Raw genomic sequence first — 26,002 nt, forward strand, 5'->3', positions numbered from 1 at the left:
AGCATCGATGACCACGCCGCCCGGGCCGCTCGGCCCGGAACAGCAACAGCAGATCGTCGCCCAGATCGGCAACGGCCTCGCGTCGATGGCCCCGCCCGGCTGGCGGAGGCTGCGGACCGAGCACCGGGCCGTCGGGAGGCATCTCGAGACCGACGTGCTCATCACCGGACCGGACGGAACGACGCAGCCGATCGCGGCACCGCCGGAACTGGTCCAGCTCCTCGGCACGCTGCGGGCCGGGATGTACCAGCCCGGCCAGGGCACCTGGCTGGCCGCGACGCTGACCTTCGACGCCGCTCAAGGCACCTCCGTCGATTTCATGCTCGACCAGGAGCCGGTCTGGCGTCGTCCCCCGCCGCCGATCGGGTTCCAGGACGAACTGCGGTTCTTCCCGCGGACCGAGCAGTACATCCCGCCGTGGCTGCGGCAACGGGCGGGGCTGGCGCCCTTGCCGGTGGCCACCCCACCCGCGGAGACACCGGAAGCCTTGAAGTCGCCGCGGGTCCACGACGGCCTCGACGAGTCGGGCCGCCCGGTGGTGAACCGTGAGCCGCTGTCCCCGGCCGAGCGGGACCGGGTGCTGCGGTACCTCGACGGCGCACCGGTCGTGCTGGCGTCGCGGACCTACGACGCCGACGCCTTCGACCCCGACCGGGAACCGTTGGTGCCGTTGAACTTCCGCACGGACGGCCGGTGGTACTGGCCGGGCGCGGTCGCCTACTACCTGCGCGAGCACGACGTCGCTCCCGATCCCGAACTCCTCGGCCACATCCGGGCGTTGCGGTTCACCCTGCCCGAGGTCGGCGAGCCCGAACGGGAACTGGCGGTCGCCGCGATCACCGGCCGGCCGTCCACTTAGGACTCAAGTGTTCGAGGCCGATCCGCGGCCGGAAGATGCCACCTGACGGATACGTCACGTGACAAGTTCGCGGTCCGGGTACTCTTGACGGCGTCGGCGAAGGCGACCAGGGAGCACACATGGCACGGGGGAACATCGGCAGGGTCCGGACGACCCGCTCCGCCGGGATGCTCCCGGTCGTGCTGGCACTCACCTCGGCCGCGCTGCTGACCGGCGCCGCCGTCTACACGGTCGACCGCGCCGGCTGCGTGGACCCCGGCCAGTACATCCGGCACGACAACCACATCGAGCTCGTCGGCGGCTGTGTCGACGGCTCGGAGCTGCCCGCCGCGCCGCAGGGGACTTCACACGAGGCGGACGCGAAGACCGGCGTCACGCCCAGCAACTTCCGCCCGTAACCGGGCGCTTCCTCCCACCACACCGCGCTGACCAGCGCGAAAGGAGCAAGGGACCTTTGCTGTCATTTGCTTAGCATGGCTACGCGAACGACAGCAAAGGTCCCTTGCTCACTCTCCGGGCCCGGCGGCGGTCAGCCCAGGGCGCTCGCCAGATCGGCGACCAGGTCGCTGCCGTCCTCGATACCGACCGACAGCCGCAGCAGGTTGTCCGGCACCTCCAGGGTGGACCCGGCGGTGCTCGCGTGGGTCATCCGGCCCGGGTGCTCGATGAGCGACTCGATCCCGCCCAGCGACTCCGCCAGGATGAACAGCTTCGTCTTCGACGCGGCCTCGAGAGCGGCCTGCTCGCCGTCGACGTGGGTGAACGAGATCATCCCGCCGAAGCGCCGCATCTGCTTCGAAGCGACCTCGTGGCCGGGGTGCTCCGGCAGACCCGGGTAGTAGACCCGCTCGACCTTCGGGTGCTTCAGCAGCATCCGGGCGATGAGTTCGGCGTTGTCGCTGTGCCGCTCCATCCGCAGCGCGAGCGTCTTGATCCCGCGCAGGGTCAGCCACGCGTCGAACGGGCCGGGGACCGCGCCCGCGGCGTTGCGCAGGTAGAACAGCTGCTCGCGCAGTTCGTCCTCGTTCGTCAGGATCGCGCCGCCGACGACGTCGGAGTGCCCGCCGAGGTACTTGGTCGTCGAGTGCAGGACGACGTCGGCACCCAGCGAAAGCGGGTTCTGCAGGTACGGGGTGGCGAAGGTGTTGTCGACGACCAGGCGGGCGCCGGCGCCGTGCGCGACCTCGGCGAGCGCGGCGATGTCGGCGATCCCCAGCATCGGGTTCGTCGGCGACTCGCACCAGATCAGCTTCGTCTCCGGCCGGATCGCGGCGCGGACCTCGGCGATGTTCCCCAGGTCGGCGACCGTGTGCTCGACGCCCCACAGGCTGAGCACCTTGTCGATCAGCCGGAAAGTGCCGCCGTACGCGTCGTTGCCGAGCACGAGGTGGTCTCCGGGCCGCAGGGTCGCCCGCAGCAGGACGTCGCTGGCCGCCATCCCCGACGCGTACGCCAGACCGTGCCGCGCGCCTTCGAGCGCCGCGAGCGCGACCTCCAGCGCGGTGCGCGTGGGGTTCGCGGTGCGGGAGTACTCGTAGTCACCTTCGCGCGTGCCGCCGACGCCGTCCTGCGCGTAGGTCGAGGTCTGATAGATCGGCACGATGACCGCGCCGGTCCGGGGATCAGGGGTCTGCCCGGCGTGGATCGCGCGCGTCTCGAAGCCCAGCAGAGAGTAATCGTCGGCCATACCCCCAAGGGTACGGCCACCCACTCGAGATCCCATCGTCTGGGATTGAACTCACCACTGCGCGGGTGGTTGTCCCTGCTGCTGGGCGCCGGGAGCCGGCGGGTATCCGGGCTGCTGCGGGTACCCGAAGTTCTGCGGGTTCGCGGCCGTGTCCTTGGCCGCCAGCCAGCGCCCCGTCGGCGGGATCAGCGCCAGCACGAGGGTCACGATCGCCGGGATCAGCACCACGAAGAGAAGCCAGCCGAAGCCGAAATGCAGCATCACGCCGCCGTACGAGAAGTAGAAACTCGAGCCGATCGCCCGGAACAGGAAGGTCAGCACCACGAACCCGATCGCGCCCGCGGACCCGATCACGGTGAGCACCCGTCCGGCGCGTTTGCGCACGAGCAGCAGGATCCCGCCGCCCAGCAGCAGAGCCGCGCTGACGAAGTCCAGCACCGCCCCCACCACGAGGAACGAAATGACGTAATGCGAGAGCTCGACGACGTGGGACACGACCCCGGCGAGGAACCAGAGCCCGCCGAGGATCGCCAGGACCCCGGCGATGATCCCGGTCGCCCCGCTCGGTTGCCGCGCCATGCCCGGCGGCGGATAGGCACCGGGTGCCGGATAGCCGCCCTGTGGCGGGTAGTGCTGGAAAGTCATTTCTCCCCTTTGCCGAATCTTCGTTCCACCCCGGGCTACCAGCCGGGAAGCCGATCCTGCTTCGACGGCTCGTCGTCGTCACGCCGCCGCCCCTCCAGCCAGTCCGAAGTCGGCCTGATCACCGACAGCACCAGCGCGGTGAAGGTCATCACGAACAGGAGGAACGCGACCACCTCACCCGTCACCAGCGGCTCTCCGTCCACTTCGGCGAAGAAGTACGCGCGGACCGCGCCGTTCGCGAGCAACGTCGCCACCATCGCGAGCGCCGTCCCGGCGACGACCAGTGTGCGGCCGAGTGTCCTACGCAGCAGCAACAGGACGCCGCCCACGAACAGGGTCGCCGTCAGCACCCCGTTCCACGCCGTTCCAGCGAAGTACTGGGGAGCCGGCCCGAGAAAGGCGAGCTGCCCGACGAAGGTGCCCGCCTCGGACAAGTACCGCATGCCGCACAGGATGGCGAGGACGGCCGCGCCGATCGCGGTCCCCGAAGACTGGTTCTGACCCATCGAACTCCCCCAAGCCGAGCCGGACGGCTCAGGATCTCACCATCCGCCCTGCTAGGGAAACTGATTCTGCGGCCGGTACGGCTGCACCGGGGCGGGCCGCCAGCGCAGGTACCTGAACGTCGGCGGGAGCACCGCCAGCAACAGCGCCACCAGGCCGAACACGACCATGGCCAGCCGGAGGACACCGTCGAAGGTGGCGAACCGGAGCAGGATGTCGAGGTGGATCCGGTACGGCACGCGGAACGCGATCGGCTCCAGCACGACGGCCAGGATGGCGAGCAGCGAGCCGAGGATCAGCAGGATGGCGCCGATCAGCGACCGGAAGAACGTCGTCAGCGCGCCCATCAGCAGGAACAGCGCGGCGAGCAGGTACAGCACCAGCTCGACGAGCGCGAAACCGGGCAGGTTCGAGAGGCTGAACCCCGACGGGAGCTCGATGAAGTAGCGGATGGGGATGAAACCGGACGCGAGCGCCCCGACGAGACCGAGCACCGCGGCGATGATCGCCGTCGCCCCGGACGGCTTGGCCTGCGGTGCGGGATACCCGAAACCTGGCGGTCCGGGCTGCTGGGCGGGATATCCGTACGGACCGGTCACGTCGCTCCCGTCGGGCCAGGTGTGGGTTGACCGCGCTCACCCTAGTCCGCGTGCACCGGCCCTGGCAGGCGAATCGGTATACCCCGGCCAAACGGAACACCCCCGGCCACGGGCCGGGGGTGTTCCGTACGAAACCGTTCAGTGGCGGCTAATCACCACTGCTGCGGGGGCTGACCGGGCTGGCCCGGCTGGCCGAAACCGCCGCTCGGCGGACCCTGCTGTCCGGGCTGCTGCCCGAAACCGCCGGGCTGCTGCGGAGCCTGGCCGAAACCACCCTGCGGCGGCTGACCGGGCTGGGCGAACCCGCCGCTCGGCGGACCCTGCTGGCCGGGCTGCTGCCCGAACCCACCGGGCTGACCCTGCTGCGGGAAACCACCCGAAGACGGACCGGGCTGTCCGGGCTGACCGAAGCCACCCGGCTGCGACTGGCCGAACTGTCCGGGCTGGCCCGGCTGACCGGGCTGCCCCGGCTGGCCGAAGCCACCCTGCGGCGGACCGCCGAAACCACCGGGCTGGCCGCCCTGCGGGGCACCCAGCACCGAACCGCCGCCACCGAGGCCGACGAACTGCGCGGTCGCCGGGATCAGGCCCAGCGCACCGACGATCAGGATCACGATGCCGAGGAGCAGGTGCAGCAGGCCACCGCCGATACCGGCGCTGTCCCTGGCGGACGGCGGCAGCTTGTCCAGGAAGTCCGACGACGGGGACGAACCGCTGAGCAGGAGGACACCGAACAGCACCAGCAGCGCGCCACCGGCGGCGACGACGATCGGCGCGATCTTCTTCACCGTGCCGGGGAGCTTGCCCGCGAGGGCGAGCCCGACACCACCGGCGAGCGAAGCGAGCGAGCCGACCAGAAGCATGATCACGTAGAACCAGATCGCGCCCGGGCCGACCAGGCCCGCCTCGTCGAGGAACTTGTCGATCTGTTCCTGGTTCGGAGCGCTGTCGAAGACCTTCGAGTAGTCGCTGGCGTCACCGAAGTAGACGAACGAGACGATCAAGGCGATCAGGCCGAGCAACGCCACGACGCCGCCGGCGATGAGCCCGAACATCTGGTTGCCACCGCCCCCGCCCGCCGCGGCGGGGCTGTAACCCGGCGGCGGCCCGCCGAAACCGGGCTGCTGGCCGAAGCCGCCCTGCGGCGGTCCGCCGAAGCCCTGCTGCGGCTGGCCGAAACCGGGCTGCTGCTGGCCCTGCGCCGGGTCGAACCCGCCCTGCTGGGGCTGGCCGAAACCCTGCTGCTGGCCGAAGCCGCCACCCTGGGCGCCGTAGGCACCGGCGGCCGGGTTGTCGGCCGCGCTCGGCGGCGGGGCGTACGGGATGGCGGGCGGCTGCGAACCCGGCGGCACGAGCTGGGTGGACTCGGCGGTGGGGCTTTCGCCGCCGCCGCTCACCGGCTGCACGACCTGGGTCGCGTTCGCGTCGCCGGAACCCGGCTGGACCGGCTGCACGACCTGCGTGGGCTCCGGCGTGTCGCCGAACCCGCCGCCCTGCTGCTCATGGGAAGGCTGCCCGTACTGCGGCTGCCCGTAGTCGGGCTGGGCCGGCTGCCCGGGCTGCACCACCTGGGTCGGTTCCGGGGAACCGAACGGGTTGTCTTGCTGCGGCTGAGGGCCACTCGGGGGTCCCTGCGGTGGCTGGGCGCCACCCCAAGGCTGATTCGGTGGCTGCGGAGCACTCATTTGGGTCTTGAACCCCCTTGACGAGGACATAAAAGTTCAACTCACCGGACACGCTATCGGATAGCCGGGCGGGCCGCTCGTAACGCCCCGGCCCGACCATCCGATGAAATGCCTCTTTACCGTCCCGCGAGAAACGCGAGCAGGTCGTGCCGGGTGACGACCCCCGCCGGTTTGCCGTCGACCAGCACCAGCGCGCCGTCGGCGCCCGAGAGCGCGTTCATCGCCGCGCTCACCTGTTCACCGGCGCCGATGGTCGGCAGCGGGGGCGACATGTGCTGCTCGAGCCGGTCGGCGAGCTGAGCCTTGCCGGTGAAGAGCGCTTCGAGCAGGTCGCGCTCGTTGACCGCGCCCACGACCTCGGCCGCCATGACCGGCGGCTCCGCGCTGACCACGGGCATCTGGCTGACGCCGAACTCCGAAAGGATCGCCACCGCTTCGGCGACGGTCTCGTTCGGGTGACTGTGCACGAGGCTCGGCAGCGAGCCGCTCTTCTTCATCAGGACGTCGCCGACGGTCGCGCCGCTGGAGTCCGGCGGCAGGAAGCCGTAGGACGACATCCAGCTGTCGTTGAACACCTTGGTGAGGTAGCCGCGGCCGCCGTCCGGCAGGAGCACGACGACGACGTCGTCCGGGCCGAGCCCCTCGGCGAGCTTGAGCGCGGCGGCGACGGCCATACCGCACGAACCGCCGACGAGCAGCCCCTCTTCGAGCGCGAGGCGGCGGGTGATGTCGAAGGAGTCCGCGTCCGACACCGCGATGATCCGGTCGGCGATGTCGCGGTCGTAGGTGTCCGGCCAGAAGTCCTCGCCGACGCCCTCGACCAGGTACGGCCGTCCGGTCCCGCCGGAGTACACCGAACCTTCGGGGTCGGCGCCGACGACCTGGACGCGTCCGTCGCTGACCTCCTTGAGGTACTTGCCGGTGCCCGAGATCGTGCCGCCCGTGCCGACGCCCGCGACGAAATGCGTGATCTTGCCCTCGGTCTGGCTCCAGAGCTCCGGGCCGGTCGAGTGGTAGTGGCTGGCGGGGTTCTCAGGGTTGGCGTACTGGTTCGGCTTCCAGGCGCCTTCGATCTCACGGACGAGGCGGTCGGAGACGTTGTAGTAGGAGTCCGGGTGCTCCGGCGCCACCGCGGTCGGGCAGACCACGACGCGGGCACCGTAGGCCTTGAGCACGTTGCGCTTGTCCTCGCTGACCTTGTCCGGGCAGACGAACACGCACTTGTATCCCTTGCGCTGCGCCACCATGGCCAGCCCGACGCCGGTGTTGCCGGACGTCGGCTCGACGATGGTGCCGCCGGGCTTCAGTTCGCCGGACCGCTCCGCGGCTTCGATCATCCGCAGCGCGATGCGGTCCTTGACGCTGCCGCCGGGGTTGACGTACTCGACCTTGGCCAGGATGAGCGGCTGCAGCCCCTCGGCCAGTGCGTTCAGCTTGACCAGAGGGGTGTTGCCCACGAGGTCCACGATGTGCTCGACGTATTCCACTCCCACAGCCTAAACGCCGCAGGTCGTGATGTGTCCACTCAACCAGGCGGCGTGAAAACCGCACTTTCGGAGAGTGGCGTGGGTCGCGTTCGCCTTTGACCCGCACCTCCCTCCGGTGGAGGATGCGGGGTGAGCAACCGCTTAGCGCGTCTGGATCGAGAACAAGGGAGTGTCGTTCCATGCCCGAAGCCGTCATCGTCTCCACCGCCCGATCCCCGATCGGCCGCGCCGGCAAGGGATCGCTGGTGAGCATCCGTCCGGACGACCTCACCGCGCAGATGGTCCGCGCCGCGCTCGACAAGGTCCCCGAGCTCGACCCGACGCAGATCGAAGACCTCATGCTGGGCTGTGGTCTCCCCGGCGGCGAGCAGGGCTTCAACATGGGCCGGGCCGTCGCCGTCGAACTCGGCTACGACCACCTGCCCGGTTGCACGATCACGCGGTACTGCTCGTCGAGCCTCCAGACCACCCGCATGGCACTGCACGCGATCAAGGCGGGCGAAGGCGACGTGTTCATCTCCGCCGGCGTCGAGACGGTTTCCCGCTTCGCCAACGGCAGCTCGGACTCCTGGCCGAACACGCACAACCCGCTGTTCGCCGACGCCGAGGCCCGCACCGCGCAGGTGGCGGCCGAGGGCGCCGACAGCTGGACCGACCCGCGCGAGAACGGCGCCCTGCCGGACGTCTACATCGCGATGGGCCAGACCGCCGAGAACCTGGCGCGGCTGAAGAACGTTTCGCGTGAGGAGATGGACGAGTTCGGCGTCCGCTCGCAGAACCTCGCCGAGAAGGCCATCGCCGACGGCTTCTGGGCCAACGACATCACCCCGGTGACCCTTCCGGACGGCACGGTGGTCTCGAAGGACGACGGCCCGCGCGCCGGCGTCACCCTCGAAGGTGTCTCCGGCCTCAAGCCGGTCTTCCGCCCCGACGGCCGGATCACCGCGGGCAACTGCTGCCCGCTCAACGACGGCGCCGCCGCGGTGATCATCATGTCCGACACCAAGGCGAAGGAACTCGGCCTCACGCCGCTCGCCCGCGTCGTTTCGACCGGTGTTTCGGGACTGTCGCCGGAGATCATGGGCTACGGCCCGGTCGAGGCGTCGAAGCGGGCGCTCGAGCGTGCCGGGATGTCCATCGGCGACATCGACCTCGTCGAGATCAACGAGGCGTTCGCCGCGCAGGTCATCCCGTCGTACAAGGACCTCGGGATCGACCTCGACCGGCTGAACGTCAACGGCGGCGCGATCGCCGTCGGCCACCCGTTCGGCATGACCGGCGCGCGGATCACCTCGACGCTGATCAACTCGCTGCGGCACCACGACAAGCAGTTCGGCCTCGAGACGATGTGCGTCGGTGGCGGCCAGGGTATGGCGATGGTGCTGGAGCGCCTCTCCTGACCCGCTGACCTGCGGAAAGAGAGCAAGGGACCTTTGCTACCACTCGCTTAGCGTGGCTAAGTAAGCGATAGCAAAGGTCCCTTGCTCTCTTTTTCGGGCCCTAGTGCGTCATGACCGGCGGTGCCGCGGCGACCTCACCGTCGGCCGCGCCCTCCGGCACGGTGGGCCTGGTCTTCGGCAGGAACGCCGCCGGGATCAGGCACAGCGCGAGCAGGATCATCGACCACAGGAACGTCGTCGAGAACGCGTCCGCGGTCAGCCCCGAAGCCGCTTCGCGCGTCGCCGGGTTCATCACCGCGGCCGTCGCGGCCAGCTGCCCCTGCGCGGTCGGCACGCCGAACTTCCCGGCGAGCAGCGCCGCCAGGATGATCGACAACACGGCCGAACCGATCGCCCCTGCCGTCTGCTGCAGGATGTTCGTCGCCGTCGACGCCTTCGCCATGTCCTGCGACTTGAGCGTCTGCAACGCGGCCGAGGTGATCGGCATCATCGTCGCGCCCATGCCGAGCCCCATCACGAACAGCGCCGAAAGCAGCAGCCAGTACGGCGTCGCCGCGGTGATTTGGGTGAAGGCGATCAACCCGGCGAGCATCAGCACGAGACCGGGCAGCACGATCTTCCGCGCGCCGATCTTGTCCGCGAACCGGCCGGCGATCGGCATGGTCAGCATCGCGCCGACACCCTGCGGGGCGAGCAGCAGGCCGGCGTTCATCGCCGATTCGCCGCGCGCCAGCACGAAGTACGTCGGCAGGAGCAGCATCGCGCCGAAGAACGCGACACAGAAGAAGGTCATCGTCACCATGGCGACGGAGAACGACCGGTTCTTGAACAGCTTCAGGTCGAGCAGCGGGTTCGTGACCCGGTTCGCCCGGAACACGAACGCCACCAGCAGCGCGACCCCGGCCAGCGCGGGCAGCCAGACGTCCACCGCGCCGACACCGCCCGCCGCCGGGATGTTCGAGACGCCGAAGATCAGCGCCGCCAGCCCCGGCGAGACCATCAGCATGCCGATGAAGTCGAACCGCTCACTGGGCTCCGGCCGGTCCTTCGGCAGCAGGCGCCAGGCCATCGCCATGGTGATCAGGCCGATCGGCACGTTGATGTAGAAGATCCAGCGCCAGCTCACCGCGTCGACCAGCCAGCCGCCGAGGATCGGGCCGCCGATCGGGCCGAGCAGCATCGGCACCCCGAGCACGCCCATCACCCGCCCGATCCGGTGCGGACCGGCGGCCCTGGTCAGGATCGTCATGCCGGCCGGCATCAACATGCCGCCGCCGAACCCCTGCAGGACCCGGAAGATGATGAGCGATTCGACGTTCCAGGCCATCCCGGCGAGCATCGAGCCGATCAGGAACAGCCCGATCGCGGTCATGTAGAGCCGTTTGGTGCCGAACCGGTCCGAAGCCCAGCCGGTGATCGGGATGACCGTCGCCAGGGCGAGCATGTAGCCGGTCGCGATCCACTGGATGGTGTCGAACGAGGTCTGGAACTCGATGGTCAGTTTCTGGAGCGCGACGTTGACGACCGTCGTGTCGAGGATCGCCATGATCGCGCCGAGGATGACGACGCCGGCGACCTTGAGCACGCCGGCGTCGAGTTTGTCGCCGCCCGGTGCGGCCGGGCTTTGCGTTGACATGAAAGGTCCGTCCCCTGGTACTGAGTGGACGCGACAACCCCCGTGGTCGCGACTACGAGATCGACGCCCGGCGAAGCGCCGGGCCTTCCCCAACCGAGCTTGTGCATGAGGGCGCAAGCTCAGGTATGTAGCCGAGGGTAGCCGAACACGGGTTTTACCTGCCAACTTTTTCCCTGTATGCGGGCCGAAAGGGCAGACCCGCGTACAGGGCGTGACGAAGAGTGATCAGCAGACGCTGTCGGTCGGAGCCGGATTGCCGAGCCCGAACAGCGGCCGCAGCTTGAGCCCGATCCAGGTGCCGCCGAGCGCGAAGACGCCCCACAGCCAGCCGTGAAGGCTGCCGACCGAGATACCGCCGAGGTAGGCGCCGATGTTGCAGCCGCCCGCCATCCGCGCGCCGACACCCATCAGGATCCCGCCGAGCACCGCGGCCACGGCGGTCCGCCACGGGATCGAGCTGTGGATCTTCCACGCGCCCGCCGCCGCGGCCGCGACCCCCGCGCCGATCATGATGCCGATGTCGGTGAGGCTGTTCTTGTCCTTCCAGATCGGCCCCGCCAGCGAAGCCGCGTTCGCCTTGATCCGCCAGAACTCCCAGGTCTCGGGGTGCAGGCCGAACACCTGCAGGATCTTGGCGCCCCACAGGCTGAACGCGCTCGTGACACCCCAGATCCCGCCGGAGACCAGGAAGACCGCGCCCGCCAGCACCCCGAGGACGACGGCGCCGACGAGGATCGGCCAGGAGCCGCGGTAGATCCGGGCGAATCCGCGCGCGGTCGGGACGACGTCGACCGGCGGCGGGTTGCGGCGCTTCTGCACGAACCGGGTCCCCAGCACGATCGCGGCGAGGACGGCGACGGTGATCACCCACGAACCGAACCAGCCGACGTGGTCGGCGAGCAGGACACCCTTGAACTCGGGCCAGCCCGACAGCAGCGGATACGCCCACGTGTAGAGGACCGATCCGGTGATGAACCCGCCGAGGGTGAGCACGATCGTCGACTGCCCGGAGCCGACGGCGAACAACGTTCCCGACGCGCACGCACCACCCAGCTGCATGCCGATGGCGAAGATCGTCGCGCCGACGAACAGCGCGAGCCCGAGCCCGCCCGCGGTCGGTTTCGGAGTGCTGCCGAAGAGCCCGGAGCCGGTGCCGACGATCAGCGCGATCAACGTCGCGGCCGTGCCGAGCAGCAGCGTGTGCGCCCGCAGGCCCTGGCCGTTCCCGACCGCGATCAGCTGCCGCCAGGCCGAGGTGAATCCGAACCGGGAATGGAAGAGCGCGAGGCCGAGCAGCAGGCCGAGGATGAGCAGCACGCCGAACTTCGCGCCGTGCGCAGCCCAGACGTACCAGGTCAGCCCGACCGCGAGGGCGCCCGCGACCGCTAGCGGCACGACCTTGACCGGTTCCTCCGGTTGCGGGACCGGGGCGGCGCAAGAGGTCGGGAAGTCGAGGAGTTTCTTCTCACCGGCTTGGGTTTCCGTCGTCGCCACCAGGACTCCTGATCGATCGGCGGGGTGGGGGACGAGCAACGTTAGGACCGGTGACCGTCCGATCGCAGCCCGTCCCACACTGTGCGACGAACGGCGGCTCCGACGCGGCCGGATGGCGGGGTGGTAGCAAAGGTCCCTTGCTCCCCCGGCACGCGTGAAGGCCCCCTTCCCTCGACTGAGCCGAGGAAAGGGGGCCTTCACGCGCTTAGGTCTACTCCGCCGTCTTGATGCAGAACGTGGTCGGCGGCGTCGAGTACGTCGCCACTCGCTTGGCTTCGGTGCCCTCGCAGGTCGCCTCGTCCGAAACGTTGGCGATCTTCACAAGTTCCGCGTCCTTGGCGGGGTCGGAGCAGGACACCTTCTGGTAGCCGGCGGTCTGCGAGACGTAGCCCTTGAGGCAGTCGCCCTGTTTGACGTTGGGCATGAGGCACAGCTTGTACGAGATCCGGCCGGACATCGAGACGCTGTCGTAGCCGCCCTCCGGGCAGGACTCGCCGCCGCCCACGCGGGCGGCGACCTTGACGTTCGCCTCCGGCGCGCCGAAGTCGATCTGCTTCGGGTCGTCGGCCGTCCGGGAGAATTCGGTCACGCTCAGGCAGTCGCCCGCCTGGGCGCTGCCCGTCCCGGTGAAGTGGTTGAAGAGGAACAGGCCTCCGCCGGTCACGACGACGAGCACCGGGATGGCGAATCTCAGCCAGGTGAGCTTGGACTTCTTGGGTGCAGACGGCTGACCGAAGACGTCGGGCTGGGCCACCATCCAGCCCCCCGAAAGGGTGAAAGCCCCTGGTGGAGGTCGCTATTTGAGGCTCTTCACGCAGACCGTCGACGGCGGCGTCGAGTAGCTCTTGAGATGGGTGGCTTCCGTGTCGTCACAGGTCGCGACACCGTCGACCACCTTCAGGACCTCGGCGTCCTTCGCACGGTCCGAACAAGGAACCTTCTGATAGGCCACGCTGTCGGCGAGGAAGTTCTCGAGGCAGTCGCCCTGCTTCGCGTTGATCATCATGCAGAGCCGGTACGAGGCGAACGTCTTGTCGACGGTGAGCTGGTCGTATTCGCCCGCCGGGCACGCGCCGCCGGCGTCGGTCTTCGCCCCGGCCTTCGCGTTGGCCTCGACGGAGCCGCAGTCCGCCTTGGCCGGATCCTCGTCGACGTCGCCGAAGGTGGTGACCGCGTAGCAGTCGCCCACCCGGACGTCGTCCGTGTTGGAGAGATAACCGATGATCCACGAAGACGCGCTGAGCACCACGATCGCGACCGGCAGCAGGATGCCCAGCCAGAACCACTTGGAACGCCTGTGTTCGGTCATGCCAGCAGGGTATTCGCCGCCACGGAAAAGGGCGCCCCGATCACTCGGAGCGCCCTTTCGCGGAGAATCCGCGTCAGTCGTTTTGGAAGTACGACAGCAGCCGCAGGATCTCGAGGTACAGCCAGACCAGCGTGGTCATGAGACCGAAGGCGGCGAACCACGCCCACTTCGACGGCATGCCTTCGCGGATCATCCGATCGGCCTGGTCGAAGTCGAGCAGGAAGCTGAACGCCGCGACACCGATCACCACGAGGCTGAAGATGATCGCGATCGGCCCGCCGTCACGCAGCGGGTTGAAGCCGAAGAAGCTGGTGATGAGGTTGACCAGCATCAGGATCGCGACACCGACGACGGCGCCGATGATCCACTTCGTCAGCTTCGGGGTGACCTTGACCGCGCCGGTCTTGTAGACGACCAGCATCGCGACGAAGACACCCGCGGTACCGATGATCGCCTGCAGCGCGATACCGGGGTACAGCGCCTCGAAAAGGCCGCTGATCGCACCGAGGAAGACACCCTCGGCCGCCGAGTACGCCAGCGTGAGCGGGCCGCTCGGCTTCTGCTTGAAGATGATCACGAGCGAGATCACGAGGCCGACGATCATGCCGCCGACGAGGGCGCCGATCACGCCACCGCTGATACCGGTGATCCGGCCCGCGGCGTCCGTGGGCAGCTGGCTGAGCGCCCAGATCGCGGTGAGCACACCGGTCACCAGCGCGGTGCCGAGGCTCAGCGCCGTCTTGATGACGACGTCGTCGACGGTCATCGGACGGTCGTCGGCGCCGGCGGAGGTCTGCGGAGGGCCGTAGCCGGGCACGCCGCCCTGGGGTTGGTTGAAGCCTACGTTGGGTCCGTACTGAGCCGCGCCACGCGGCAGGTTCCGGAACGCCGGGTTGCTACTGGATCGCACCTGATCCTCCTGGATCTACTGGCACCTGCATCGGGTTCAACGACCGCGAGGGCCGCCCGGTTCCCGTCGAAGTAAAGACGACTTTACTCACAATCGGCGCGACGCCCATCCCCCACACCGTATGCGGCGGAGATCACCGACCGTTCACCGATACCCCACCTGATGCCCTATTGCCAAAAGCGCTGCTCACAGGACACTCTCCACGTTGCGTGTTCGGATAATCACCGAAGGCGTGTCGGGGAACCTATCGATCGTGTGACCTGCGTCGACGTACAGGCGTCGGCGGCAGAGCACGGCCAAAGGAGTCAACACACCATGGGGTGGACCACACGCCCGAGCGTGCGTTCGCGCGCCTTGACCAGCCTGATCGCGACGTGCCTGCTAGGCGCCTTGTCCGCCACCGTCGCGGCGACACCGGCTTCGGCCGTCGACAACGAAGGCGTCGGCTACCAGGTCACGCCCGGCCAGACGGTCAAGAACCAGCCCAGAGACCGCGACTGGCTGGGCTCCTACGTCGTCAACGGCAAGCACGTGTTCTGCGTCTCCTTCCTGCTGAAGGCGCCGCACACCAATGAGAAGTACAAGCCCGGCGACGAACTCCTCGACAAGTGGGGCGCGAAGCTCCCGGAGGACACCGCGGCCAACATCTCCTACCTGCTGCTGCGCTACGGCGGCACCAAGGACAACGCCGAGGCGGCCGCGCTCGCGCATCTGCTGCACTCGTGGACGTCGAAGCCGCGCTCCGACGCGGATCTCGACCCGACGCGTGGCCCGGAAGCGATCGGCTACAACGTCCAGAGCCACCTCGACAAGCTGAAGGCGCAGCACGCCGACGCCGCGACGGCCGTCGAGAAGCTGACCAAGGACGCCGAAGCCAACCGCGGCCCGTGGACCACCGCGATCGCGCCGCCGAAGGAAGACCAGCACATCGGCACCGCGGGCGAGTGGACGATCAGCGTCAAGAACGCCAAGGGCAAGGGTGTCTCCGGCGTGCCCGTGCAGCTCACGCCTTCGAACGCGACCATCGGCGGCGGCGAGAGCACGAAGCCCGCGTCGACCTCGAACGCCAAGGCCGAGAAGGCCACCACGGTGAAGACCGGCGAGGACGGCACCGTCACGGTAAAGGTGACGCCGACCGGTGACCAGCCGAAGCTGGCCAGCTCGCTGTCCGCCCCCGCGGACCGGCCGTACGTGCAGTTCCCCGTCGAGACCGGCGTGCAGAAGGTCGTGTCGACCGGTGGCGAGAAGGAACTGAAGGCCCAGGGGGTCGCGGTCGTCGCGAAGCCGGGCAAGGTCCAGGTGACCAAGGTCGACGCGAAGACCGGCAAGGGCATCGCGGGCGCCGCGCTGCGGATCACCGCCAAGGACAAGTCCACCGCCGCCGTCGGCCACGACGGCAAGCCGCTCAACGGCGCCGACGGCAAACCCGCCGTCGTCACCACCGAAGGCGAGAACGGCACGGTCACCGTGGAGAACCTGCGGACCCCGCAGGAGATCTGCGTGGTCGAGGTCAGCGCGCCGCCGGGCTACACCAACGCGTTCGACCCGAAGAATCCGCCGTCCGCCTGCGGCGAGCTCAAGCCGGGTGAGACGCTGGCCCTCAAGGTCGCCAACACGCCCAACGAGGTACCGCGCACCATCCCCGCCGGTGACCGGCCGGTGGCGATGATGCAGGGCACCGTCGAGAACTCGGCGTCGACCGCCGGCATCCTCGGCGTCGGCGCGCTCGCGCTGCTCGGTTCCGTAATGGTGGGCGTGGCCGCGCGGCGGTCTTCGCGACGCTAAGAGGGTTCAGGAATGTCAGTACGACGCGGGTTCGCGCTGGGAGCGGTCACGGTCCTGTGCGCGGACCTCGTCGCGGCCCTGCTCATCTGGCCGCCGACGACCGTGGTGACGGGGACGGCTCAGCCCGTCTCCGTCACCGTCGCGGGTGGCGCCCCCGCCGCGCCCGCACAGCAGGAGGTCCCGCCTCCGCCGGACATCGTCCCCACGACCCCGACGTCCGCTCCGCCGCCGCCGTCGAAGGAGCCTGAAGCCCCGAAGCCGCAGGGCCCGGGGACGATCCGGCTGCCCGCGGGCGGCGCGGCGAAACTCGTGCGCAAGGAACTCGGGCCGGGCGCGGAGCTTCCGGTGCCGGAGAACCTCGGCGAAGTGACCTGGTGGGGCGCCGAGCTGAGCTCGGCCACCGGGGCGAGCGTGTTCGCCGGGCACGTGAACTGGAAGGGCGCGACGGGTCCGTTCGCGGAACTGTGGACCGAGCGGATCGGCGGCGCCGTCACCGTGGTCGACAAGGCCGGGAAGTCCTGGCAGTACAAGGTCTCCCAGCTGATCACGCTGAAGAAGAACGAGTTGCCACAGCGGGCGGACGAGTTGTTCGGCCAGTCCGGTCCACATCGGATCGTCCTCGTCACCTGCGGCGGCCGCTGGGTCGGCGGGGAGACCGGCTACGCCGAGAACCGGGTCGTCATCGCCGACCCGGCCTAGTTACCCGTGAGTAACTTCACCGGCGCCGTGGTGGTCCTCGCCGTCCCGATGCAGCAGAATGCCGGGGGACGCGGGCGAGCACGGTGAAGGGTGAGGCAGATGGCGACTTTTCTGGTGACCGGGGCGACCGGACTGATCGGGCGCCAGTTCACCCGGCTACTGCTCACCAGGGACGACGTCGACAAGGTCGCGCTCGTCGTCCGCGCGTCCTCACGGGACAAACTCGCGAAACTCGTGAACGCCTGGCCGCATCCCGAACGCGTCACCCTCGTCACCGGTGACCTCGGCGAGCCGCTGCTCGGCGTCGGCGAAGAGGATCGAGAGAAGCTTCGCGGCGTCGACCACGTCGTGCACCTCGCCGCCCTGTACGACCTCACCGCCGACGACGAAGCCAGCATCAAAGCCAACGTCGAAGGCACCGCGCAGGTGATCGCGCTCGCCGCCGAACTGAACGCCGGCTGCCTGCACCACGTGTCCTCGGTCGCCGTCGCCGGTGACCACGAGGGCATGTTCACCGAGGAGATGTTCGACGTCGGCCAGCGGCTCCTCACGCCGTACCACCGCACGAAGTTCGAGGCGGAGCGCCTCGTGCGCGAACAGCAGGACGTGCCGTGGCGGGTGTACCGGCCCGCGGTCGTCGTCGGGAACTCCGAGACCGGCGAGATGGACAAGATCGACGGCCCGTACTACCTGTTCCCCGCGATCAGCAGGCTGGCCGGGCTGCCCGACGTGCCGATCGTCGGCCCCGACCTCGGCGACACCAACGTCGTCCCGGTCGACTACGTCGCCGAGTCGCTGAACGCCCTGGTCACCACGAAGGGTCTCGACGGGCGCGCGTTCCACCTGGTCAACCCGGAGCCGCAGCCGGTCGTGTCGGTCTACAACGCCTTCGCGAAGGCCGCGGGTGCGCCGACAATCTCCGTGCAGCTGAACGAACGCGTGTCCAAGGGCATCGTCAACCTGGTGAAGCTGAGCGAGCACATCCCTGGCTTCACCATCGCGCGCGACGCCGTGATGGAGCGGCTCGGCATCCCGCCGGTGCTGCTGGAGACCATGGCCTTCCCGTCGGTGTTCTCGTCGGCGTCGACGCGCAAGGCCCTGATCGGCTCGGGTGTCGAGGTGCCCCGGATCGAGGAGTACGCGCCCACCCTGTGGCGCTACTGGCGGGAGCACCTGGACCCGTTCCGCGCGCGCAAGCACGGACCCCGCGGCGAGCTGGACGGCCGTCGCGTGATCATCACCGGCGCGTCCTCGGGGATCGGCCGCGCGACCGCGATCAAGGTCGCGGCCGCGGGCGGGGTGCCGCTGCTCGTCGCGCGGCGCCGTCACGAACTCGAAGAAGTGCGGGACGAGATCATCGCCGCCGGCGGCACGGCGTCGGTGTACCCGGCCGACCTGACCGACGAGGAATCGGTGCACAAGGCCGTCGACGCGATGCTCGCCGAGCACGGCCGGATCGACATGCTCGTGAACAATGCCGGCCGCTCGATCCGCCGGTCGATCAAACTGTCGTACGACCGGTTCCACGATTACGAACGCGCGATGGCCATCAACTACTTCGGCGCCGTGCGGCTGATCCTTGCGGTGCTGCCGCATATGTCCGAGCGGAAATTCGGGCATATCGTCAACGTCTCGTCGATCGGCGTGCAGGGAATCGCGCCGCGCTTTTCGGCGTACGCGGCGTCGAAGGCCGCTTTGGACTATTTCTCCCGGATCGCCGCGACCGAGACCCACGGCGACGGAATCACCTTCACGACCATCCACATGCCACTCGTGCGGACGCCGATGATCCGGCCGACGAAGATCTATGACGCGTTCCCGACCAAATCCCCGGATCAGGCCGCGGACATGGTGATGAAGGCGCTGCGGGAACGTCCGAAGCACATCGGCACGCCCGCCGGGCAGGCGATCGGGCTCGCGTACACGCTCACGCCGGGGCTCACGGATGCCGTGGCCTACCAAGGATTCCGCGTGTTCCCGGATTCCGCGGCCGCGGGCGGCGAAGGCGGACTCAAGATCGGGAAGGGCGAGCAGCACCTGTCCCGTGCGGCGATGGCGCTCGCCCGGCTCAGCCGCGGGTTCCATTGGTGACACTGCGCACACGGGTGGCGGCCGTTCAGGTGAGGGATCGCAGCTGAGAGACGACACACGTCGGTGAATCACCAAGCCTGACAACGGCGACCCCGCGTACGCAGGTACCGTCGTGGCCATGGTTCCCGAGCGAGACAACGGCCTGTTGCCCCTGCGGCGCGAGTACACCCAGGCCTGGCACGGCTTCGACCGGAACGAAGTGCGCCAGTATCTGGATCATCTCGAAGCCCAGCTGCATCGCGTGATCAACGACCGCGACGCCGCGATCGCGCAGGCGACGTCGGCCACGCGCGAACTCGAAACCGTCCGCCACGAGGTGGCGAAGCTGAACGCCAGGATCGAGGAACTGAAGAAGCCGCCGGAGCGGCTCGAAGACCTCGACGAGCGGATGCAACGCACCGTCACGCTCGCGCAGGCGCGCGCGGACGAGATCACGAAGCGTGCCGAAGTCGCCGCCGAGAAGCACTGGGCTTCGTCGAGTGAAGCCTCGAAGAAGCTCCGCGAGCGCTACACGCGGCTCGTCGCCGAGCTGGACAAGCAGGCGGACGCGCTGCACTCCGAGCACGAATCCGCGCTCGCCGAGACGCGCGCCGAGGTCCAGCGGCTGACCGTCGAGGCCGCCCAGCGCCGGGAGCTGCTGGACAACGAGGCCGAGCGCAAGCGCCGGAAGATCGAGCGCGAGTTCGAGCAGACGATCTCGGCCCAGAAGGCGGCGCACGAGAAGCACATCGCCGACCAGCAGACGGCCAGCAAGAACCAGGCCGAACGCCGGATCGCGGAGGCCACCGCGGAGGCCAAGCGCCGCATCGACGAGGCGACGGCCGAGGCCAAGCGCCGGCTCGACGAAGCCACGACGACCGCCGCCCAGCGCACGACGGCCGCCCAGCGGAAGGTCGAGCGGCTGGCGGAGATCCGCGAACAGGCCCGTAAGAGCCTCATGCAGGCCGACGAGGTCCTGAAGGGCAGCGAAGCGATGCTCGCCGCGCTGCCCGAGGAGTCGGTGATCCCGCACGCCTCGAAGCTCGTCGGCGGAGACAACAAGGCCGAGGAGACGAAGCCGGCGGGTAAGCCCGCCGAGCCGCCCGCCTCGAAGGCCGCCGCTCCGGCCGCTGCCAAGCCCTCGCCCGCCAAGCCCGCTTCTTCGGCGCCTGCCGCCGCTGCGCCGAAGAACGGACAGGGCGAGCAGAACGGCCCGAAGGCGAACGGGCAGAAGCCGTCACCGGCCAAAACCGGCTCCTGACCAGCGCGAAGTAGCAAGGGACCTTTGCTACCACTCCATGTGGAGAGTGGTAGCAAAGGTCCCTTGCTCTCTTTCGGACTTGGTCAGGACGCGGTGGTGCGTGGCCAGGGATTGGCCGCTTCGAGCTGGGCGGCGAGGCCCAGCAGGAGCGCTTCCCCGCCGGGCGCGGCGACGAGCTGGACGCAGGCCGGGATACCCGAAGGATGCACGCCGATCGGCACCGACATCGCCGGATAGCCCGCCAGATTCCACAGCCCGGCGAAACCCGCCACCCGCACCGACGGCAGCACGTTGGCGATCCATCGACTGTCGTGCCACGTGCGTGCCTTGAGCGGGAGGGTCGCGATCATGGGCGTGACCAGGACATCGTGGTCGGTGAAGAACTCCTCGGCACGTTCCAGCCAGCGCTCCCGGGTGGTCTCCCGGACGCGTTTGGCCATCAGCCGCCCGAGCCGGACGTGGGTACGGGTGCGGGGCTGGAGCGCGCCGAGATCGAACTCGGCCGCATGCTCGGCCGGGCCCGCGACCCAGCGCGCGAGGAGGCCACCGATCGCTCCGGCGTTGTACCGCGGTGTTCCGGGCGCGACGGTGTGCCCGGCCTCGCGGAAGAGCTCGCCGGCACGGGTGACGGCCTGCCTGAACGCGCGCGGCAGCGGCGCCCTCGTCAACGGGACCTGGGTCGACAGGGCGATGCGGGATCGCTTCGGCTCGGTGAGGTCCGCCAGGCCGGGTTGCTCGGCGAGGACCGACATCAGCACGGCGGCGTCCGCCACCGTGGTCGTCATCGGACCGTGCGTGGACAGGCCGAACCAGCCGTCCTCCCCCGGTACGCGGACCACGCCCTTACCCGGTTTGAGACCGACGATCCCGCACATCGCGGACGGCAGCCGGATCGAGCCCAGACCGTCGGTGCCGTGTGCGATGGGCACGAGTCCGGCCGCGACGGCCGCGGCACTCCCGCCCGACGAACCGCCGGCGGCGTACGACGGGTTGCGCGGATTGCGCGCCGTCCCGTCCGGATCGTCGCTCGACGGCCAGATGCACAGCTCCGGCACCCGGGTCAGGCCGACGATCACCGCACCGGCGGCGCGCAGCCGCCGCGCTATCTCACCGTCCTCTGTGGACGGCGTCGACGAACCCGCGCGTGAACCCCACGAGGCGTATTCCCCCTCGATCGGCGCGACGTCCTTGACCGCGACCGGCACTCCGGCCAGGGGCAGATCGGCCAGATCCGCGCGTTCGGCCACAGCGGCGGCCTCGGCGAGGGCTTCCTCGACCCGCACCCGGCGGAACGCGCCGACCACCCCGTCCGCCGCCTCGATCCGGGCCAACGCCTCACGCGTCACCTCGACCGGGTCGAGTTCCTTGGCGCGCACAGCCGCCGCGATTTCCACTGCCGTCTTGACCATCCCCGCACTGTAGAACGGGCGGCCAAGATCAGCTGCGCGCCGAACAGGCGAACTTCGCCGAGTCCGGTTCGAACGCCGGGAAATCGGTGTAGCCGTCGAGCCGGGCGCCGTAGTAGACGTCGCGATCCGCCTCGGCGAGCGGGGCGTGGAGAGCGAATCGGGCAGGCAGATCCGGGTTCGCGATGAACAACCTGCCGAAGGCGACCACGTCGGCCAGACCGGCTCCGATCAAGGACTCCCCCTCGGCGCGGCTGGTCGGCTTCTCGGATCGCAGGTTCGCGACGAGCGTTCCCGGCCACAAAGGTCGCAGGTGAGACAGCACCTCGACGTCAGGGGTATCGATGACGTGCAGGTACGCGAGCTCGTACCGGCGGAGTTCCGCGAGCAGTCGTGAGTACACCTCCTTCCAATCGTCTTCCACGATGTCGTTCTCCGGGTTGCCCGGCGAGATTCGCAGAGCGACCCTGGCCGCACCGATCCGCTCGGTCACGGCCGCCACCACCTCGAGCGGGAAGGTGAGCCGGGCGGCGACCGAACCGCCGTAGCGGTCCTTCCGGCGGTTGGTGTTGCCGGCGAGGAACTCCTGGATGAGGTAGCCGTTGGCACCATGGAGTTCCACGCCGTCGAATCCCGCCTCGACGGCCCGGCGTGCCGCCTCGGCGAAGTCCTGGACGACCTCGCCGATCTCCTCCTCGCCGAGCGCGCGGGGTTCGACGGTGTCCGTCCAGCCGCCGGCCGTGAAGATCCGTCCGGCCTGCCGGACCGCCGACGGCGCCACCGGTACCCGGCCCGTCACGCCGGGATGGCTGACCCGTCCCGCATGCCAGAGCTGCGCGTAGATCCGACCACCTTCCTCGTGCACGGCCGCCGTCACCTCACGCCATGCCTCGGTCTGCTGCTCTGTCACCAGCCCTGGGATTCCCGGGCCGCTCTTGCCGGTCCTGCTCACCCAGATGCCTTCGCTCACGATCAACCCGGCGCTCGCTCGTTGCGCGTAGTACTCGGCCGTCCGCGGATGCGGCACGCCGGTGAGATCGTCGGCACGGCCCCTGGTCATCGGAGCCATCGCCATGCGGTTCGGCAGCTGGATCGCGGCACCGCGGAACGCTTCTAGCAACCTCATGGACGCGAAGCTAAACCCTGACACCGGCGTCACGGTCAACCTCGGTTTCCGCGGCTACTGTGGACTCATGCGGATCGGCGAACTGGCGAAGCGGACCGGGGTGAGCGTCCGCTCGTTGCGGTACTACGAAGCAGAAGGCCTGCTGCGACCCGACCGATGCGGCAACGGCTACCGGACCTTCTCCGAAGACGACATCGCCAGGGTGCTGCAGATCCAGCTCTTCTATTCAGCCGGGTTGTGCAGCGGCAAGATCGCGGAACTCCTTCCCTGTGTTTCCGGGGATCACACGCATTTGGTGCCTTCGCCGGAGTTGACCGGCGAACTGGAGATCGCCAAGATCCGCATCCAGAACCAGATTTCCTTGCTCACCACCTCTCTGTCGGTTCTGGAACGTGTCCTGGCCGCGGCCAAGGGGACCGATACCGCCGAGGTACCGGTTCCCGCCCGGCCCGTCCGGCGCCATCGCGGGATCCATGTCTGACCTGTATCAGGCGTTCGGGTCTCGGCCCATCAGTCCGAGCAGCCTGTCCTGCAAGGGCGCGTCTTCGGGCACCTTCACTTCAGGACCGAAGACGACGATGCCGGGCCCGAAGGCGCCCGGGATCCTCATCTGGTCGGGGATCGCTTGCGCCGCCGGCCACATCCGCTCGACCTCTTCCGGATCGATCGTGTCGTCCTGACCGGTGGCCCTGGCCAGGTCCCAGCCGTGGATCACCATGTCGGCACTGACGACTTGATCGATGTGCTGTTCGGCGGTCATCTTCCCCGTCGGTGTCTCGTGCTCCGTGGCCGCGAGCACGGGATCGCCGAGGATGGCTTCGACATCGGCGCGGGCCGCCCGGAAAGCGCCCAGCGGGTCGTCCAGGAGCGAGGGCGCCGGCCCGAGGTCGCGCCCGAACGGGCTCAGCATCGCGCCGTGCATGTCGACGATGTGCCCGACGACATCTCTGGCGTTCCATTCCGCGCAAGGAGACTTGCTCTCCCATTGCCCGGCCTCGACGGCGGCGACCTTGCTCTCGAAGGCGTCGGCCCTTACGCGATAACGGTCGGCGATGGCGTTCATCGTGTTCCCACCCGCACCGGAGCGGCCATGACCTCGGCCAGCTTGTCGAAGCCCTCGCCGACGCCCCGCTCCATCCCGGATTCGAGCACGGCGTCCCGGACTCGCTCCGAGCCGTACCGCACCACCTGGGTCAGCGTGGTGACCCCGTCGTGTTCGACCAACGTCAGAGTCGCCAAGGCCTGACCTTCAGACGCCTCACAGTCCTCGTTCGTTTCGAGGGAGACGAGCCGGCCCGGACGATCGATCTCCTGGTAGACGCCCTGCAGCAGCATCTCCATCCCGCCGCCGTGGCGCAGCCGGTAGCGCCATCTGCCGCCGACCCGCAGGTCGATCTCGCATTCGACGACTTCGCAGTCGCGTGGACCGAACCAACGGCGTACCAGCTCGGGTTTCGTCCACGCGTCGAACACCAGCGTCCTCGGCGCGTCGAAGGACCTCGTCATGACGATCTCGAGATCGCCGGATTTCGTCACGCTGAGAGTTCGTCCCATCGTGCTGTTCCTTTCCGCTCGTGTGGTGGTCAATCGGTCTCGCCCCGGTGTTCCGGGTGCTGGATCTCCCCTTCCAGGACGAGATCCAGGTCCGCGAAGGCCTCGTCCCAGTAGCGGCGGTAGCCGCCGAGCCATTCGTTCGCCCGCTTCAGCGGCTGGGCCACCAGCCGGCAGGGACGGCGCTGGGCGTCGCGCCCCCTCGCCACCAGCCCCGCCCGCTCCAGCACCTTCAGATGCTTGGAGATGGCGGGCTGGCTCATCGCGAACGGCTCGGCCAGCTCCGTCACCGTGGCCTCACCCCGCGCGAGCCGGGCGAGGATCGCGCGACGGGTCGGGTCGGCGAGCGCCGCGAAGGTGACATCGAGCAGATCCTGTGCCACGGTCGCCCGCCTTTCGTTCATCTGTTCTCACGAGTTCGACTTCTCACGATCGGCCGGCTCCGCTGGATAACCTTGCGGTTCCATAACCATATGGTAATCTACGACGGAGCAGATCGAGCTGTCAAGTCCGAGCATCCGTTTGACGAGGGAAAACGCAGAAGAGGAAGGAGAGGAGAACCAAAGACCCGGCAGGGCGCAAGCACGCACCGAAGGGCACGCGAGCGCGTACGAAAGGGCAAGTGGGGTTACCGTCGATACCGGCATGGACGACGAACGAAACGAGCCGATGAACTCCGGGCGACCGAAGACGACGAAGCGATGGGCGACCGTCATCCTGGGAGCCGCGACCGTTCTGCTCACCAGCGTGCAGTGCGGTACGGCGAACGACGAGGCCGGATCAGCACAGCCGGCGGGGACAGTGCCTCCGCTGCGCAGCAGCGTCGCCTCAGTCCCACCCAGCTCCAGCAGGCCTTCACCTTCGCCGTCACCGAGGGTGGAGCAGGCGCCCGTTCCAGGCTGTGAAGCCGTCATCGCCGGGATGAGCCCCCGGCAGCGGCTGGCCCAGCTGGTGGTGGTCGGCGTGAACGCCGGTGACCCGCAGGCGGCGGTGAAGCTGGTACGCGATCAGCAGGTCGGCGGAATCTTCCTCGGCGGCAACGAGACGGCCCTTCTGCGGAACCGCGCGTTGGACGAGGTCCAGCGTGCCGCGAAGATCCCGGTCTCGGTGGCGATCGACGAGGAAGGCGGCCGCGTCCAGCGGATCGACGCCCTCGACGGCGACATGCCGAGCGCACGCAAGATGGCCTCGACCCTGACACCGGCACAGGTGCGGGCGAAGGCCGCCGAGCGAGGCCGGCAGATGCTGGCCCGTGGCGTCACCGTCGATTACGCGCCCGACGCCGACATCACCGACCAGCCGGACCGCGACATCGTCGGCGACCGGTCGTTCGGCGCGAATCCCGAAGTCGCGCGCAAGTACGTCCTGGCGTTCGCACAAGGCTTGCGGGACGCCGGAGTGCAGCCAGTGCTGAAGCACTTTCCCGGGCACGGGCACGCCAGCGGGGATTCCCACAAGGGATTAGTGCGGACACCGCCGCTGGCCTCGTTGCGGAAGGTCGACCTGGTTCCGTACCGCGACATCGGCGAGTACGGCGAGATCGGCGTCATGGTCGGACATCTGGACGTGCCCGACCTGACCGGCGGCACGCCGTCGACCCTGTCGGCGGCGGCGTACGGGCTGCTGCGGAAGGACTACGCGTTCGACGGCCCGGTGATCACGGACGATCTCGGCGCGATGAAGGCGATCACGTCGCAGTACCCGCTGCAAACGGCCGTGCTCAAGGCATTGCAGGCGGGGGCGGATCAGGCGCTGTGGTCCTCCGGCGGCAACGTCGGCACGGTGCTGGCCACTTTGGAGCAAGCGCTGGCGTCCGGCGATCTCCCGGCCGCCCGGGTCGAAGAGGCCTTGACCCGCGTGCTCACGGCGAAACGCGCCTGCGGCTGACC

The 26,002-nt window shown here is 69.0% G+C and carries 25 protein-coding genes; 9 read left to right on the forward strand and 16 right to left on the reverse strand.

The window, feature by feature from the left end; genetic code table 11:
* Window positions 1-7: 7 nt before the first annotated feature.
* Window positions 8-859: a ferredoxin gene (locus tag AB8M46_RS05575; RefSeq protein ID WP_378421204.1), complete on the forward strand. Its 852-nt coding sequence runs from the start codon at window positions 8-10 to the stop codon at window positions 857-859.
* Window positions 860-978: 119 nt separating this feature from the next.
* Window positions 979-1,257 (forward strand): hypothetical protein, encoded by a 279-nt coding sequence (locus tag AB8M46_RS05580; protein WP_125733555.1) that lies wholly within the window; start codon window positions 979-981, stop codon window positions 1,255-1,257.
* Between the two features lie 131 nt (window positions 1,258-1,388).
* Here AB8M46_RS05580 and AB8M46_RS05585 read toward each other — a convergent pair whose 3' ends face one another.
* From AB8M46_RS05585 to AB8M46_RS05610, 6 genes are all read right to left on the reverse strand, one after another.
* Window positions 1,389-2,546, reverse strand: coding sequence for a cystathionine gamma-synthase (locus AB8M46_RS05585; protein ID WP_037340807.1), 1,158 nt, complete (start codon window positions 2,544-2,546; stop codon window positions 1,389-1,391).
* 51 nt (window positions 2,547-2,597) lie between these two features.
* Window positions 2,598-3,191: a hypothetical protein gene (locus tag AB8M46_RS05590; RefSeq protein WP_394359717.1), complete on the reverse strand. Its 594-nt coding sequence runs from the start codon at window positions 3,189-3,191 to the stop codon at window positions 2,598-2,600.
* Between the two features lie 35 nt (window positions 3,192-3,226).
* On the reverse strand, window positions 3,227-3,697 hold the full coding sequence (locus AB8M46_RS05595) for a hypothetical protein (protein WP_037340804.1): 471 nt from the start codon (window positions 3,695-3,697) through the stop codon (window positions 3,227-3,229).
* Between the two features lie 51 nt (window positions 3,698-3,748).
* Window positions 3,749-4,294 (reverse strand): hypothetical protein, encoded by a 546-nt coding sequence (locus AB8M46_RS05600; protein WP_394359718.1) that lies wholly within the window; start codon window positions 4,292-4,294, stop codon window positions 3,749-3,751.
* A gap of 152 nt (window positions 4,295-4,446) precedes the next feature.
* Window positions 4,447-5,862 carry a hypothetical protein gene (locus AB8M46_RS05605; protein WP_394359719.1) on the reverse strand — a complete coding sequence of 472 codons (1,416 nt, stop codon included), beginning with the start codon at window positions 5,860-5,862 and terminating at the stop codon, window positions 4,447-4,449.
* Window positions 5,863-6,095: 233 nt separating this feature from the next.
* Complete coding sequence (locus AB8M46_RS05610) at window positions 6,096-7,466, reverse strand: cystathionine beta-synthase (protein WP_037340797.1); 1,371 nt, start codon at window positions 7,464-7,466, stop codon at window positions 6,096-6,098.
* Between the two features lie 179 nt (window positions 7,467-7,645).
* Between AB8M46_RS05610 and AB8M46_RS05615 the strand changes: the two genes are divergently transcribed.
* On the forward strand, window positions 7,646-8,866 hold the full coding sequence (locus tag AB8M46_RS05615; RefSeq protein WP_037340795.1) for an acetyl-CoA C-acetyltransferase: 1,221 nt from the start codon (window positions 7,646-7,648) through the stop codon (window positions 8,864-8,866).
* A gap of 100 nt (window positions 8,867-8,966) precedes the next feature.
* Here the strand turns inward: AB8M46_RS05615 and AB8M46_RS05620 are convergent, their stop codons facing one another.
* From AB8M46_RS05620 to AB8M46_RS05640, 5 genes are all read right to left on the reverse strand, one after another.
* Window positions 8,967-10,502, reverse strand: a complete 1,536-nt coding sequence (locus tag AB8M46_RS05620) for a DHA2 family efflux MFS transporter permease subunit (protein WP_394359720.1) — start codon at window positions 10,500-10,502, stop codon at window positions 8,967-8,969.
* Window positions 10,503-10,727: 225 nt separating this feature from the next.
* Window positions 10,728-11,996 (reverse strand): YeeE/YedE family protein, encoded by a 1,269-nt coding sequence (locus tag AB8M46_RS05625; RefSeq protein ID WP_350591662.1) that lies wholly within the window; start codon window positions 11,994-11,996, stop codon window positions 10,728-10,730.
* A 211-nt stretch (window positions 11,997-12,207) separates the two neighbouring features.
* Window positions 12,208-12,753, reverse strand: a complete 546-nt coding sequence (locus AB8M46_RS05630) for a hypothetical protein (RefSeq protein WP_394359721.1) — start codon at window positions 12,751-12,753, stop codon at window positions 12,208-12,210.
* A gap of 39 nt (window positions 12,754-12,792) precedes the next feature.
* Window positions 12,793-13,305, reverse strand: a complete 513-nt coding sequence (locus AB8M46_RS05635; protein WP_125733547.1) for a hypothetical protein — start codon at window positions 13,303-13,305, stop codon at window positions 12,793-12,795.
* A gap of 73 nt (window positions 13,306-13,378) precedes the next feature.
* Window positions 13,379-14,215, reverse strand: a complete 837-nt coding sequence (locus AB8M46_RS05640) for a Bax inhibitor-1/YccA family protein (protein WP_038508335.1) — start codon at window positions 14,213-14,215, stop codon at window positions 13,379-13,381.
* A 315-nt stretch (window positions 14,216-14,530) separates the two neighbouring features.
* Here AB8M46_RS05640 and AB8M46_RS05645 point away from each other — a divergent pair, with 315 nt between their 5' ends.
* From AB8M46_RS05645 to AB8M46_RS05660, 4 genes are all read left to right on the forward strand, one after another.
* Window positions 14,531-16,000 (forward strand): SpaA isopeptide-forming pilin-related protein, encoded by a 1,470-nt coding sequence (locus tag AB8M46_RS05645; RefSeq protein WP_394359722.1) that lies wholly within the window; start codon window positions 14,531-14,533, stop codon window positions 15,998-16,000.
* Window positions 16,001-16,012: 12 nt separating this feature from the next.
* Window positions 16,013-16,699, forward strand: coding sequence for a class F sortase (locus tag AB8M46_RS05650; RefSeq protein ID WP_378421189.1), 687 nt, complete (start codon window positions 16,013-16,015; stop codon window positions 16,697-16,699).
* A gap of 99 nt (window positions 16,700-16,798) precedes the next feature.
* Window positions 16,799-18,790: an SDR family oxidoreductase gene (locus AB8M46_RS05655; RefSeq protein ID WP_037340779.1), complete on the forward strand. Its 1,992-nt coding sequence runs from the start codon at window positions 16,799-16,801 to the stop codon at window positions 18,788-18,790.
* A gap of 118 nt (window positions 18,791-18,908) precedes the next feature.
* Window positions 18,909-20,030 carry a hypothetical protein gene (locus AB8M46_RS05660; RefSeq protein WP_037340777.1) on the forward strand — a complete coding sequence of 374 codons (1,122 nt, stop codon included), beginning with the start codon at window positions 18,909-18,911 and terminating at the stop codon, window positions 20,028-20,030.
* 83 nt (window positions 20,031-20,113) lie between these two features.
* Here AB8M46_RS05660 and AB8M46_RS05665 read toward each other — a convergent pair whose 3' ends face one another.
* Both AB8M46_RS05665 and AB8M46_RS05670 read right to left on the reverse strand, forming a co-directional pair.
* Window positions 20,114-21,439, reverse strand: coding sequence for an amidase (locus AB8M46_RS05665; protein ID WP_394359723.1), 1,326 nt, complete (start codon window positions 21,437-21,439; stop codon window positions 20,114-20,116).
* A gap of 28 nt (window positions 21,440-21,467) precedes the next feature.
* A complete protein-coding gene (locus AB8M46_RS05670; protein ID WP_394359724.1) occupies window positions 21,468-22,562 on the reverse strand; it encodes an alkene reductase in 1,095 nt (364 codons plus the stop codon).
* Window positions 22,563-22,629: 67 nt separating this feature from the next.
* Here AB8M46_RS05670 and AB8M46_RS05675 point away from each other — a divergent pair, with 67 nt between their 5' ends.
* The gene (locus AB8M46_RS05675) at window positions 22,630-23,043 is read left to right on the forward strand and encodes a MerR family transcriptional regulator (protein ID WP_394359725.1); all 414 of its coding nucleotides are present in this window, start codon (window positions 22,630-22,632) and stop codon (window positions 23,041-23,043) included.
* A gap of 6 nt (window positions 23,044-23,049) precedes the next feature.
* Here AB8M46_RS05675 and AB8M46_RS05680 read toward each other — a convergent pair whose 3' ends face one another.
* The 3 genes from AB8M46_RS05680 to AB8M46_RS05690 are packed head-to-tail and all read right to left on the reverse strand — an operon-like array spanning window position 23,050 to window position 24,496.
* Complete coding sequence (locus AB8M46_RS05680) at window positions 23,050-23,625, reverse strand: TIGR03086 family metal-binding protein (protein ID WP_394359726.1); 576 nt, start codon at window positions 23,623-23,625, stop codon at window positions 23,050-23,052.
* Window positions 23,622-24,116: an SRPBCC family protein gene (locus AB8M46_RS05685; protein WP_350591676.1), complete on the reverse strand. Its 495-nt coding sequence runs from the start codon at window positions 24,114-24,116 to the stop codon at window positions 23,622-23,624. The genes AB8M46_RS05680 and AB8M46_RS05685 overlap by 4 nt, the downstream gene beginning before the upstream one ends.
* Window positions 24,117-24,145: 29 nt before the next feature.
* Window positions 24,146-24,496: a helix-turn-helix transcriptional regulator gene (locus AB8M46_RS05690; RefSeq protein ID WP_125733709.1), complete on the reverse strand. Its 351-nt coding sequence runs from the start codon at window positions 24,494-24,496 to the stop codon at window positions 24,146-24,148.
* A 262-nt stretch (window positions 24,497-24,758) separates the two neighbouring features.
* On the opposite strand from AB8M46_RS05690, the gene AB8M46_RS05695 reads away from it, so the two are divergent.
* The gene (locus tag AB8M46_RS05695) at window positions 24,759-26,000 is read left to right on the forward strand and encodes a glycoside hydrolase family 3 N-terminal domain-containing protein (protein ID WP_394359727.1); all 1,242 of its coding nucleotides are present in this window, start codon (window positions 24,759-24,761) and stop codon (window positions 25,998-26,000) included.
* Window positions 26,001-26,002 lie beyond the last annotated feature (2 nt).

The sequence above is a fragment of the Amycolatopsis sp. SB7-3 genome (genome assembly GCF_041021335.1).
GTDB lineage: Bacteria > Actinomycetota > Actinomycetes > Mycobacteriales > Pseudonocardiaceae > Amycolatopsis > Amycolatopsis japonica.